General features: G+C 64.0%; 11 protein-coding genes. 7 read left to right on the top strand and 4 right to left on the bottom strand.

Annotated elements, in window-relative coordinates; translation table 11 throughout:
- Positions 1-96: 96 nt before the first annotated feature.
- Positions 97-1,248: a molecular chaperone DnaJ gene (dnaJ, locus tag HPO_RS01140; RefSeq protein ID WP_035593414.1), complete on the top strand. Its 1,152-nt coding sequence runs from the start codon at positions 97-99 to the stop codon at positions 1,246-1,248.
- 100 nt (positions 1,249-1,348) lie between these two features.
- The gene (locus HPO_RS01135; RefSeq protein WP_035593411.1) at positions 1,349-3,175 is read left to right on the top strand and encodes an ankyrin repeat domain-containing protein; all 1,827 of its coding nucleotides are present in this window, start codon (positions 1,349-1,351) and stop codon (positions 3,173-3,175) included.
- Here the strand turns inward: HPO_RS01135 and HPO_RS01130 are convergent.
- On the bottom strand, positions 3,141-3,791 hold the full coding sequence (locus HPO_RS01130) for a TetR/AcrR family transcriptional regulator (protein WP_051612137.1): 651 nt from the start codon (positions 3,789-3,791) through the stop codon (positions 3,141-3,143). The two genes, HPO_RS01135 and HPO_RS01130, sit on opposite strands and share 35 nt — an antisense overlap.
- 105 nt (positions 3,792-3,896) lie before the next feature.
- Between HPO_RS01130 and HPO_RS01125 the strand changes: the two genes are divergently transcribed.
- Both HPO_RS01125 and HPO_RS01120 read left to right on the top strand, forming a co-directional pair.
- On the top strand, positions 3,897-5,183 hold the full coding sequence (locus HPO_RS01125; RefSeq protein WP_084324084.1) for an HlyD family secretion protein: 1,287 nt from the start codon (positions 3,897-3,899) through the stop codon (positions 5,181-5,183).
- A gap of 1 nt (position 5,184) precedes the next feature.
- Positions 5,185-6,780, top strand: a complete 1,596-nt coding sequence (locus tag HPO_RS01120) for a DHA2 family efflux MFS transporter permease subunit (RefSeq protein ID WP_035593408.1) — start codon at positions 5,185-5,187, stop codon at positions 6,778-6,780.
- 12 nt (positions 6,781-6,792) lie between these two features.
- On the opposite strand, the gene HPO_RS01115 is transcribed toward HPO_RS01120, so the two are convergent.
- A complete protein-coding gene (locus tag HPO_RS01115) occupies positions 6,793-8,523 on the bottom strand; it encodes a pilus assembly protein TadG-related protein (RefSeq protein ID WP_035593406.1) in 1,731 nt (576 codons plus the stop codon).
- Between the two features lies 1 nt (position 8,524).
- On the bottom strand, positions 8,525-8,944 hold the full coding sequence (locus tag HPO_RS01110) for a TadE/TadG family type IV pilus assembly protein (RefSeq protein ID WP_035593403.1): 420 nt from the start codon (positions 8,942-8,944) through the stop codon (positions 8,525-8,527).
- Positions 8,945-9,376: 432 nt separating this feature from the next.
- On the opposite strand from HPO_RS01110, the gene HPO_RS01105 reads away from it, so the two are divergent.
- From HPO_RS01105 to HPO_RS01095, 3 genes are all read left to right on the top strand, one after another.
- Entirely contained in the window at positions 9,377-10,627 is a 1,251-nt protein-coding gene (locus HPO_RS01105) for an acetyl-CoA C-acetyltransferase (protein WP_035593400.1), read from the top strand.
- Positions 10,628-10,769: 142 nt separating this feature from the next.
- Complete coding sequence (locus tag HPO_RS01100) at positions 10,770-11,813, top strand: class I SAM-dependent methyltransferase (RefSeq protein WP_051612136.1); 1,044 nt, start codon at positions 10,770-10,772, stop codon at positions 11,811-11,813.
- 18 nt (positions 11,814-11,831) lie between these two features.
- Positions 11,832-12,503, top strand: a complete 672-nt coding sequence (locus tag HPO_RS01095; RefSeq protein WP_035593397.1) for a pseudouridine synthase — start codon at positions 11,832-11,834, stop codon at positions 12,501-12,503.
- A 4-nt stretch (positions 12,504-12,507) separates the two neighbouring features.
- Here the strand turns inward: HPO_RS01095 and HPO_RS01090 are convergent, their stop codons facing one another.
- Positions 12,508-12,939: a PaaI family thioesterase gene (locus tag HPO_RS01090; protein ID WP_035593395.1), complete on the bottom strand. Its 432-nt coding sequence runs from the start codon at positions 12,937-12,939 to the stop codon at positions 12,508-12,510.
- Positions 12,940-13,008 lie beyond the last annotated feature (69 nt).

Raw genomic sequence — 13,008 nt, 5'->3', positions numbered from 1 at the left:
GCCTGACTTGCGCCTGACTCCGGCCCTTGCGGGGGGCCGGAGGGCGCCCCAAATGACCCGCACAGGGCGGACCAGAGTTCAGGCAGCGACGAAGATATGAACAAGCGCGACTATTATGAAGTGCTCGGCGTTGACCGCGGCGTCGACGAGAAGGCGCTGAAATCAGCCTATCGCAAGCTGGCAATGAAGTATCACCCCGACCAGAATCCGGGCGATGCCACAGCGGAAGAGAAGTTCAAGGAAGTGGGAGAGGCCTATGCCGTGCTCTCCGATCCGCAGAAACGGGCCGCCTATGACCGTTATGGCCATGGTGCCTTCGAGAATGGCGGAATGGGCGGCAACCCGTTTGGCCAGGGCGGCAACCCCGAGGATATCTTCCAGGATCTGTTCAGCCAGGTGTTTGGCGGGGGCTTTGCCTCCAGCCGCCGCCGCAGCGGCCCGCAGCGCGGCGCAGACCTGCGCTATGACCTCGAAATCACGCTGGAAGAAGCCTTCTACGGCAAGGACGAAACCATCCATGTGCCCCAGGCAGTGACCTGCCGCCCGTGCGAAGGCACGGGGGCCGCGCCCGGCACCAAGCCCGAAACCTGCGAGACTTGCGGCGGCCATGGCCGCGTGCGCGCCCAGCAGGGCTTTTTCACCATGGAACGCACCTGCCATATCTGTCAGGGGCGCGGCCAAATCATCCGCAAGCCGTGCAAGACCTGTGGCGGCGCCGGCCAGGTGAAGGAAGAACGCAAGCTGCAGGTGAAGATCCCCGCAGGCGTTGAGAGCGGGATGCGCATCCGGCTTTCCGGCGAGGGCGAACCGGGCAGTGCCGGCGGGCCGAAGGGCGATCTCTATATCTTCGTCGAAGTGGTCGAACACGACATCTTCGAACGCGACGGGCCCAACCTCTATTGCCGTGCGCCGGTGCCGATGACGACGGCGGCGCTGGGCGGCGAGATCGACATTCCGACCATCGATGGCGGCCGTGCCCGCGTGGCCATCCCCGAAGGTGCGCAGACCGGCCGCAAGCTGCGCCTGCGCGGCAAGGGCATGCCGAGCGTACGCGCCAATGGGCAGACCGGCGATCTCTATGTCGAGATGTTCGTGGAGACCCCGCAGAACCTGACCAGCCGCCAGAAGGAATTGCTGCGCCAGTTCTGTGACTGTTCCGGCGCTGACTGCCATCCGGAAAGCGAAGGCTTTCTCGGCAAGATCAAACGCTTCTGGGGCGGCGAAGGCGACGAAAAACGCCCGGTTTGAGCCGGTCGCCGCGATTTTGCCTCGCAGATAAACGATCCATTCTGGATTGATGCCATATTCTCCGTTTAGGTGCTGGGATCAGCAAGCGGAGGACTGGGGCATGGCCAGAGGAAGTGCGTGGCTTCTGGGCGCGGCCGGGATAGTGCTGGCGGCGTGCGCGCATCCGCCTGCGGCACTTACCAGTATCGCCGCCGCCGATCTCAGCAGGCCGGGCCGGGAGATTCCCCCTTTCACGCCGCAGCTTGTCCGCAATGATGCCCCCGAACTCTGCGCGCCTTATGCCGCCGCCTGGGAAAACCAGTTCCGCAGCCCCGGCGAGATGGACGCCGCGGCGATAGACCTGCGCGGAATGCCGCAGGACGCCGCCTTCAGATTTCCGGATACGGACTATACAGGCCGCAAGGATGGCCTCTCGACCTTTCAGCAGGCCGTGCGCCACGATCTTGACGGGGACGGCGAGAATGAGGTGCTGCTGGTGGTCGGCCGGGATATCGGCTGGCGGTATCTGGGCGCGGCGCTCTATGTGTTCGAGGATGAAGCGGCGTTCGATGCCGTGGTAAAGGCCTATGAGGCCCGCGCCCCTATCAGCAGCAGCAAGCAGGGCTGGATCGATCTGGCCGACGCGGCGCTGGGCGGGCCGACGGCGGAGTTTGGCATTGTAGCTCAGGCGCGCCTCTTCCTGAAAGACGGCGCGCTTTACACGGCTTCGCCGGAGACCTACCGCCCGCGCGTGGCGGACATGGAGATTGAAACGCTGCGCCGTGTGTGGCCTGCGGAGAATGCCGGGCCGGTTTGCGAGATCAGGGTTCGTCCGCCAAAGGACGAGCTGGAAGCGATTGCGGCCACCTTCCCGTTTCTTCAGGCGCTGCAGACCATGTATGGCGGGCCGGGCGAAAACCTGATGTGCTATGGCACGATGGGGTGGACCGGAGTTGATCCGCGCCGGTTGCTGGCCGACATTTTCCATCGCCCCCAGGCATCGGCGCAGCCTCTGGAAATACCGAGGGACGATCTTCCGTCCGATGACACGGCGCGCCTGCTTCGCGCACTGAACTGGGGCGCAAGCGATCCGGAAGGCTGGGCAGTGTATCAACGCCTGAAACACGGCGAGCCGGACTTTCTCGCTCAGATGGCGGAGCATTATGCTGCGCGTTTTGACATGACACCCGAGGCGGCAGAAGACGCAGCCCTGCGCGCCTGGCGGGCATTGATGGACAGGGTGTTCTATGCCCGCAGCAGTGACGCCCCACTGGCCTCTCTTGCAATCGAGGGCGAGCCTCCGCTGGTGTTGGAATTGGACGCGGGCGCGGCGGCGCTGGCAGACGCTGCCCTGACCGCGCCCGGCCTGCTCAGCCTGCCGCCTTCTCCTCAGAACCGCGCGGCGCCCCGGACGGCCATTGCTGCCGCGATCCATGCCGGCCTTTCCGCCAGCCGGATCGAGCCGGTGTTTCTGGAGAGCTGGGCATATGTACAGCGGGCGGGCGATAGACGTGAGGCTGTCCGCTTTGCCGGCGGTATTCTGCCCGCAGCCGTTAGCCGCCCGGAAGTGCTGGAAATTGTGCTCAGCGCTGGGATCGATGCCAATACGCCTACGAATTATTTCGGCAAGACGGCGCTGATGTATGCGGCCCAGACCGGGAATATTGAGGCGGCGCGTCTTCTGATTGCGGCGGGCGCCGATGTGAATGCCCGCACCGACAGCCGCGGGGCGGGGAATCCCACAACCGGTTGTGGCCGGCTTGAGCGCGATCGGCGCTCCGCCCTGATGTATGCGGCGGAGAATGCCGGCGAAGACCTGATCCAGCTATTGATCGAAGCGGGCGCCGATACGGCTGCGCGGGATACGCAAGGCAATGACCTCAACTGGTATCTGGATCGCAACCCAGCCCTGCTCAACGGTGGCGCAGGCCGTCCAGGAAGAGGCTGACGGCGTCGTCTACCACCTCGCGGATTTCATCTGCATCCGGAAAATATCCGGGGATCAGCAGGGCGCGGTGAGCCAGGGTGCCGCGAACCATTTCGAGGAAGAAGTGGGCGGCGCGGTGGGGGTCGCGCAGTTTGAGTTCGCAGGCTGCTTCCCGGTCTATCAGATAGGCGGCGACGGCGGCGCGCACTTCGCTGAGGCCTTTCTCGTAGAACTGGCGGGAGAGATCCGGAAACTTTGGCGCGAGGCCGAGGATGACGCGGTAGAGACCGATGCCGGTGGGCGTCAGCAGATGGGCCACGAAGTTCTGGCCAATGCGGCGCAGGCCTTCCTCGGCCGGGGCGTGGGCGGAGAGTTCCAGCTGCAGGGCGCCGGAAAGCTCCTTCACGCGGCGGGTGACAACGGCGAGGAACAGCCCCTCCTTGTCTCCGAACTGGGCATAGAGCGTGGAGAGCGACCCGCCGGCGCGGGCAACGATCTCGGCCATGCTGGCGGCTTCATACCCCTGCTCCAGGAACACATCCCGCGCGGCATCCAGAAACGCCTCACGGCGCTGCGCGGCGCGGCCTGCGCGCCCGGCGGCCGCTGTTTCCGAAGATTTTTCCGAAGACGCAGACATAGGTGAACTTTCACGAATTGGTGTAATTGACATTACACATTTTGGTGGTGTAATCAAGATTACAGTTTCGGGAAATGATCAGCCCGACCATCAGAAACAAGTGCCATGCGCCAACAAACTCTCTCCCCGAAGCCCGCCGCTCAGCCGCTTCCTCCCCGTTCTGAGCCCGGGCCTGCCTCCTCCCAACCGTCCCCGCAAAATCCCGCCGGCCCCGCCGGAAGAGCCGATCCGGAAAATGCCAGCGCAGAGGCTGAGCCGGCAGGCTTCGTCGCGCGGCATCGCCGCCCGATCCTGATCGGGCTTGGCCTGCTGCTGGCTCTGATCATCGGGTGGAAAGGGACCGACTGGTGGACCACCGGACGGTTCGACGTTTCCACTGATAACGCCTATGTGCGCGCCGACATCACGCTGGTGGCACCCAAGGTGCAGGGATATGTCGAAGACGTGGCGGTAAGCGACAATCAGGCGGTGAAGGCGGGCGACCTGCTGATCCGGCTGGAAGGGGCTGACGCTGCCGCACGGATGGAAGAGGCGCGCGCCGCCCTGGCCGCCGCAGAGGCGGAAGCTGCCCGCGCCCGGGCACAACTGGCTTCGCTGAAATCCACCGCGGCGGGCGCCGCAGCCAGCCTCGCCGCCGAAAACGACCGCCTCTCCGAGCTGAACGCCGGGGCCGAAGCGGCCAACGCCAATGCCCGCCTTGCCAAGGACGAGCTGGCGCGGGACGAGCAACTGGCTGAGCGCGGCTTCTATCCCAAGGCCGGCCTCGACACGGCCGCCGCCAAGGCAGACGCGGCCAATGCATCGGCCGATCAGGCAGGCGCCGCCATTGTTTCGCAGAAAAGCCGCATCTCGGTTGCCCGCACATCTCTGGCCCGCGCGCAGGAAGATATTGGCGCTGCAGAAGCCGCCATCGCCAGCGCCGATGCGCAGGTGGCCGCCGCGAAGGCGCGGGTGGAAGCTGCCGCGCTTGACAGTGGCCGGTTTGATATCCGCGCGCCGGTTGACGGGATCGTCACCAACCGGACGGTGGCGCGGGGCCAGCTGGTCAACCCCGGCCAGCAGACGATGGCGATCGTTCCCACACAGAGCGCTTATGTGATTGCCAACTTCAAGGAAACCCAGCTTGGCCGGATGCAGCCGGGCCAGCCGGTGGAGCTGCATATTGATGCGTATCCGGACATGAAGGTGCATGGGACGGTGGAGTCGCTGGCCCCCGCCTCTGGCGGGCAGTTCAGCCTCATTCCGATGGATACGGCGACCGGCAACTTCACCAAGATCGTGCAGCGGGTGCCGGTGCGGATCGCGATTTCGCAGGATGCCCTCGCCACCGGCCTGATGCGGCCCGGCCTGTCGGTGGAAGCGACTGTTTCGGTAAAGCCCGCCAAGAGCTGACATGACCGCCGCGACGGCCTCACCCGGTGCAGGCGCTCCCCCCGCCGCCAGCGCGGCGGAGGAGAAGATACCCCTGACGCTGCATATCGGCTTCTTTGCCATGGTGATCGGCATGTTCATGTCGATCCTCGACGTGCAGATCGTCGCTAGTTCCATCCGTCAGATCCAGGCCGGCGTGGCCGCCAGCGGCGAGGAAATCGCCTGGGTGCAGACCGGGTATCTGATTGCCGAAGTGGTGGGCATTCCGCTTTCGGGATTTCTCAACCGGGTGTTCGGGCTGCGCCGCCTGTTCATCCTGTCGGCGGGCGCCTTTACCGTTACCAGCCTGCTCTGCGCGCTTTCCTGGGATCTCGACTCGCTGATTTTCTTCCGTGCCATTCAGGGCTTTGCCGGGGCGGCCATGGTGCCCACCACAATGGCAGCGGCCTTTACCCTGTTCCCCGGCGGACGCTCGATGACGCAACAGGTGATGATCGGCATGGTGGCCACGCTGGCCCCGTCGATTGGCCCGACACTCGGCGGCTGGGTGACCGAGCATCTGGGCTGGCACTGGCTGTTCCTGATCAATATCGGCCCAGGCATTGCCGCCTGCGTGCTTGTGTATCTGTTCGTACCCAAACAGAAGGGTGACTTCGCCCTTCTGCGCAGGCTGGATGTGCTCGGATTCGCCGCGATGGCCCTCTTCCTGGGCAGCCTTGAATGGGTGGTCGACGAAGGCCCGAGCGCAGGCTGGTTCACCGACCGCAGCATCGTGTATGGGGCGGCCCTCTGCGCGGTGGCGGGCGTGATCTTCTTCTTCCGCTCCTTCACCTATCATACGCCGATTGTCGACCTGATGGTGTTCCGCAACCGGAACTTCTGGTCCGGCGCGATGATTGCCACCATTGTCGGCCTCGGCCTTTACGGGTCGGTCTATATCCTGCCGCTGTTTCTCGGGCAGGTGCGCGGATTTTCGCCGCTGCAGATTGGCCAGATCATGAGTATTTCCGGCATCGCGATGTTCATTGGCGGACCGCTTTCGGGCGCGCTGACGAAGCGTTACGATCCGCGCCTTGTGGTGGGTATCGGTATCGTGCTGGTGACGGCGGGCCTCTGGGGCAATGCGCAGCTGACCGCGCAATCAGGCTTCAACGAACTGATGTGGCCACAGGCGCTGCGCGGGATTGGCCTCATCATGACGATGGTGCCGGTGTCCAATCTGGCGCTGGGCACGCTGCCCCCGCCGATGGTGGCGAACGCATCGGGGCTCTTTACCGTGGTGCGCAACCTGGGCGGGGCCTTCGGCATCGCGGCGCTGAACACGATGACCTATCATTTCACGGCGCTGCACGAGCAGGAAATCGCATCCGGCCTCGACCCGGCGCGGCCGGAAGTGCAGGCCTTCCTGCAGCAGGCCGAAGCGGCGGGCGCGGCCCATGGCCTGGCCGATCCGGCAGCCTCTGCCTATGCGCAGCTGGTGATGCGGATGAAGATCGAAGCGATGACGATGACGTTCAACAATCTGTTCATGGCGATGGCGATGGCCTTCTGCCTGATGCTTCTGGCGCTGCTTGTGCTGAAGAAACCCGTGAATGCGCCCGCAGGCCCGGCGCATTGAACTGCAGCGGATTTACTGGACGAGCACCGGCGCCTGGCAGGTGACGCCATGGACGCGGACATCCGCCTCTCCCAGATGCACGCCGAGCGTTGCGAGCAGATTGAAAACCACACTGTCGACGGGTTCCAGCACGGGCGTCAGGGTTGCAGCAAGGGCTGCCTGCACCAGCGACGGCGTTGCCAGGGACAGGGGCCCGGCATCGATACGCACATCCAGCTCGCGCAGGGCAGAGCCGAGAAGCGATGAGGTAAAATCGCGGGTGGTGGCTGTCTGGCTGCGGTTGGCGTCGATATCTGCGCGGGAGAAGGAAAGATCCGTAGACCGCTCATTTCCGACGCGGACATCTGCCTTCGCCCGCACATCCAGAAGCAGCGTATCGACAATCTTGGTGAGGGACACGTTCATGGTTCGCCCGATCTGGGCAAACTCGTTGCGCTTGATGTCCCCGATCATGACGCGGCCAACCGCGGGCCGGGCCGCGATGGTGACCACCGGCGCTCCGGAGCGGGAGGACTGACAGGAAACGGCGCGCAGCTGGGCCTCGGCCGAAGCGACCTCGACATAGAGCGGGATGCGTACCTTCGCGCCGGCAAGCAACGCAGCGCCAGGCAGTTCAAACTCCACCTTGAGACGGGTCTGCGCCGTGGTGACAACGGCATTGGGGCCCGAGAGGCGCAGCCAGGGAGAGCTCTTGGGGCGCTCCCCGATAACGAGTTCCACGCTGGTTTTCAGAAGGCCGGGCACAGTGGTGCCAAGGTCCAGGGTTGCCTGATGCGCGCCGTTCGAGGCGGTGATCGCAGCGGTGACAAGCTCCATCACCGGCGCCTGAAGGGCGGGCTTGGCACGCGGGTCGTCCGGCTTCAGCTTGCCGGTGCCACCAAGATCGATGGCATCTGCGAGCCGGATGCGCGTCGATTGCGCGCCGGCGTTCTGTTCGATCTTGCCAAGCGCGGCGCGGGTCTGGACAGTCAGCGATCCCGCCTGTCGGATGGCCGCCGCAAGCTGGGCAACGCTGATACGGGTGCCCAGGATATCGTCATAGCTGACACCGGAGAGGCTAAGATCCGTAGCCAGAACATCCAGCATCTCGAACAGGGAGATGTCAGCGCCCAGTAGCGCGTTATAGTCCATCACAGTCAGGTTCAGCTCACTGCCAAGGAGGCTTCCGAGGAGTGCGTTGATGGCGCCGCCCTCCACGCGGGCCAGGCGCGAGCCGACCGAGAAGGCCGCCTCCGACGACGCATAGGCAACGCCGCTGGTGGTCATCATTGCGGGCTCCTTGATGCCAGCGAGGATGAAGAACTCACCAGACCGGACAACCGTGACCTGCACTGCATTGAGGGGCTCACCCCCGGCCTTGAAACGCATGGCCGGGGGGAGCTTGGCATCGGCGATATAGTGGCCTTTGACGACCTCGGCCCACGCGCGGGAGGGGAAGCGCGGATCGCGGCGCGTGGGCCATTCTTCCTTTTTCAGAAGCTGGACATCGCCCATGCCATTTTCGGTAAGCAGCGTGAGAACATGACTTTCCGCTGAATTCAGGTTTGCAGCCGCAGTGATGGCGGCAAGGTCTGTCAGGGATTGCAATTCGCGTCGCTGAAGGCTGACACTGCCAAGGTCTACCGCCATTGCCATCATCAGAATGGCCACCGGCGAGATCAGTGCGGACATGATCGCAACATTACCCGTCTCGTCCCGCGCCTGCCGAAGGCGCGCCGCAAGAAGTGCGCGCAAGGGGGCCATTTCAGAACCCTCCCGCCCGGATCACGGAGACGTGCCGGATGGTCTTGCCGGGCAGCGGGAGGGGCGGGCCCAGATTCCAGATCGGCAGGCTCGCCGCGTCATAGGTGACCGTGACGTAGATCAGCTCGGGTTGATCGGCATCTGCGGTCACTTGAACCGCAAGATCGTCGGACCGGATGAGGCCGTTTCTGCCGACCGACGCAAAGGCCGTGGCCGAGGCAAGCGCCTGGCGCTCATTCAGATCGAGACCCGCCAGCGCGGCGCGGGCGGAATTGGCCGAAATCTGCTGAACGGTATGGGCCGCGCCGAAGTAGAGACCGTAGGCAAGCAGAGCGACGATCATGAACAGGAAGACCGGGGAGATAATGGCAAACTCCAGCGCGGCTGTGCCCGACTCGTTTTTCAACCCTTTGTGGACCATCCACTGCCTCCATCGCTTGAGCCGGCAATCTCCTTCCTGGCTAAACCCGGCCTGACTGCAGAAAACACTGCAGTTCTGATTATTCGCCCCATGATGGCGGCCGTGTCGTTTACAGGGTGTAAAAGTGAAGCGGCAATCTTAACGCGTAAAAATCCTGGAGGCTGCCTGGAGGGGGATAGGAAAAAGTTCAACCAAATCAGGAGGTGAAATCCGCTTCCTGAGAAGGATGGCCGGAGGAATTGGTCTGAAACCGGACACCCATCCTGTTATTTCAGTCAGCCTCCGGACGACCCGGATCAGACTTAACGGCCGGAAAATGATCGCACCCACTGCCCCGGCGTCACGGCTTCCCATGCTCCTTACGCACGCGTAAGCCTTGAAAACAGACGCTGCCTGAGCGCGCCTATCATTAAAAAGACAGGGAGTAACAACATGGCTGATGCCTTTATCGTTGATGCCGTCCGTACGCCGCGCGGCGTTGGCAAGGTCGGCAAGGGCGCCCTCGCCCATATGCACCCGCAGCATCTTGCGGCCACCGTTCTCAGCCAGCTGCGCGACCGCAACAAGCTGGACACCGAGACCGTCGACGACATCATCTGGGGCACGTCCAGCCAGCGCGGCGCGCAAGGCGGAGACATGGGCCGCATGGCCGCCCTCGACGCCGGCTATAACGTCAAGGCTTCGGGCGTAACGCTGGACCGTTTCTGCGGCTCGGGCATCACCACGGTGAACCTCGCTGCAGCGCAGATCATGTCGGGCATGGAACAGTGCGTCATCGCCGGCGGCTGCGAAATGATGAGCTACACGGCTGCTTCGGCAGATCCGAAATCGCCGCCGATGATGGACGCGGGCAACCTGCGCCTGCGCGAGCGTCACCCCCAATCCCAACAGGGCTGCTGCGCCGACGCCATCGCCACGCTGGAAGGCATCGACCGTGAAGCTGTTGACCGCCTCGCCGTTGTCTCTCAGGAGCGCGCAGCCCAGGCGATCAAGGAAGGCCGTTTCAACAAGTCGGTTGTGCCCGTTTACAATGTCGACGGCACGCTGGCCCTCGACCATGAAGAGTTCCCCCGCCCCGGCACCACGATGGAAAGCCTCTCGGGCCTGAAGACCGTGTTCAACATGTTCTGGAACATCCCGGTCGACGACAAGGGGACGACCTATGGCAGCCTGATCGAGAGCCGCTACCCGCAGCTCAAAGGCAAGATCCAGCACGTGCACCATGCCGGTAACTCCTCGGGCGTCGTGGACGGCTCGGGCGGCGTTCTGCTCGCCTCTGACACCTACATGAAGAAGCACGGCCTGAAGCCGCGCGCCCGCATCGTGGCAACCGCCAACATGGGCGACTGCCCGACGCTGATGCTGAACGCCCCTGTCCCGGCCGCGAAGAAAGTGCTCGAGAAAGCCGGTCTCACCACCAGCGACATCGACGTCTGGGAAATCAACGAGGCCTTCTCGGTGGTTGCCGAGAAATTCATCCGTGACCTGAAACTCGACCGCGAGAAGGTGAACATCAATGGCGGCGCCATGGCGCTCGGCCACCCGATCGGCGCCACTGGCTCGATCCTCATCGGCACCGCGCTGGACGAGCTTGAGCGGTCGCAGAAGCGCTATGGCCTCGTCACCATGTGCGCCGCTGGCGGCATGGCCCCGGCCATCATCATCGAGCGTCTCGACGCCTGATTTTCCCGTCAGGGAAACGAAGAAACCCCGCCGGTTTGCGCCGGCGGGGTTTTTCTTTGGCGGACGCGCCACGGTAAAATCCTCTGCCTCCGCCGCGCGAGATGGCTTTCCTCCGGGCAATTGGGCGGCTATCGCTGCCCGGATGATGGATACAGTTGTTTTTGATACCCTGTTGCTGGCGCTCGAAACGGGCGCCGTTCCCGTGCCTGAAACCGGCCCGATCCTGGTGCTGAACGCCGAACCGGGCGGATGGCTGGCGCAATTGCCGAAGGAGCGGGTGGTCTGCCGCACGAGCCTGAAGCCAGCCTATGACGCGCTGAAGGCGGCCGGTTACTCCGTATTGGAGCCCGATAGCGTGGAGATTCCCGAGGCCATGCTGACCATCGTGGTGCCGCCCCGGCAGCGCGACTATGCGCGCGCGCTTTATGCCCGCGCCCTGTTGTCGGCGCCCGAGGGCGGCTATGTGCTGGCGAGCCTGCCCAACACGCTGGGCGGCAAGACGGCGGAGAAGACGCTGGCCGAGATCGCCGGGGATGCCGAAAGCCTTTCGAAGCACAAATGCCGGGCCTTCTGGACCGTGAAACATGCCAGCCTCGTGAACGAGGATCTGGCGCAGGACTGGATCGAGGAAGACGCGCCCCGCGAGATCGAGCCGGGCCTCTGGAGCCGGCCGGGCCTTTTCAGCTGGGACCGGATTGATCCGGGCAGTGAGCTTCTGGCCGACAGCGTGCCGGAATATACCAAAGGCATTGGCGTCGACATCGGCGCGGGCAACGGCTTCCTCAGCCGCGAAATCCTGCGCCATTGCGCGAACGTTGAGCGGATGGACCTGTTCGAAGCCGATTACCGCGCCCTCTTCTGCCAGGAGCAGACGATGGCGGAGTTTGCCGGGCGCTGCACCCTGACCTGGGGCGACGCGCTGAAGGATATGCCACGGGCGACCTATGATTTTGCCGTGATGAACCCGCCTTTCCATACGGGGCGGGCGGACAATTCAGAACTTGGCCGCGCCTTCATCCGCGCCGCTGCCGCCACACTGAAACCTTCAGGCACGCTGTGGCTGGTGGCCAACCGCCACCTTCCGTATGAGGCAGAACTTTCCGCCTGCTTCCGAAGCCAGGAAATGCTGGAAGATGAAGACGGCTACAAGATCATCAATGCCGAAAAGCCCAAGCGCCAGAAATGATCAGGACGTGATCAGGGCATGAACGACACACGCAAGCTGGCAAAGTATCTCGCCGGGCTCGGCTATGGCTCGCGCAAGGAAATGGAAGTTGCAATCCGGCGCGGCCGCGTGACGGGCTGGGGCGAGGAGGTGCGCTTTGACGGCGAGCCGCTGGACCCCGCGCCCGGCATGGTGCTGATGCTGCACAAGCCGGCGGGCTATACCTGCTCGCATCAGGATCAGGGCCGCCTTGTCTACGATCTTCTGCCACCACGTTTCCTGAAGCGGGATCCGAAGATTTCATCCATTGGCCGGCTGGACGCCGACACAACAGGACTTATTCTGTTTACGGATGATGGCGCCCTGCTGCACCGGCTGATCTCGCCCAAGTCAGACATCCCGAAAACCTATGAGGCCACCCTCGCCCGCCCGCTTGAAGGACACGAGGCGGCGCTGTTTTCATCCGGCACGCTGGTCCTGCGCGGCGAAGACAAGCCCTGCCTGCCTGCCACGCTCGAAGTCACCGGCGAACGCATCGCCCGCCTCACTCTCACCGAAGGCCGCTACCACCAGGTGCGCCGCATGTTCGCCGCCGCCGGCAACCATGTCGAAACACTACACCGCGCGAGCTTTGGCTCGCTGGTGCTGGGTGATCTGACTGAGGGGGAGTGGCGACTGCTGACGCCGGAGGAACGCGCTCGCCTGGGCTGAGCGTCTAGCCGGCCTGAAGGACCTTGAAGGTAGCACTGGCGCGGGCCACCGGCACCCCGTCTGCCCGCACCAGGCAATCGGCAAAGCAGATCGACCCGCCCGCCTTGACGAAATGCGTGTCGGTGGCGAGCCACTGGCCGATCCTGGCCGACCCGAGATAGTCGGTGTTGAGGGTGATTGTGACGAGACCGCCGGGCGCTCCGCGGCCGTCCTCCTGAAGGGCCGCCACGCACGAAAGCCCCATGGCATTGTCAGCCAGGGAGGCGATCAGACCGCCGTGGACGAGCCCCCGCGAGTTACAATGCGCTTCTGAAAGGACAAGGCCAATGGAAACCTCCCGCGCCAGCGTTTTCGAGAAGAGCGGTTCCCATGGATTGGTAAAGCGCGATTTGCGGAAATGCGGGCTGTACCCTTCGGGGACCGTGGATTCTGTCATGAATTGAGTTTGCAGATGGCCTCGCCGCTTGTCCAGTCATCCCCTAGCGCGGCGCGCCACCAGCCGCTA

This window comes from Hyphomonas polymorpha PS728, assembly GCF_000685315.1.
GTDB lineage: Bacteria > Pseudomonadota > Alphaproteobacteria > Caulobacterales > Hyphomonadaceae > Hyphomonas > Hyphomonas polymorpha.
Note: the sequence above shows the minus strand (reverse complement) of the source record. Positions and strands in the feature narration are given on the sequence as shown.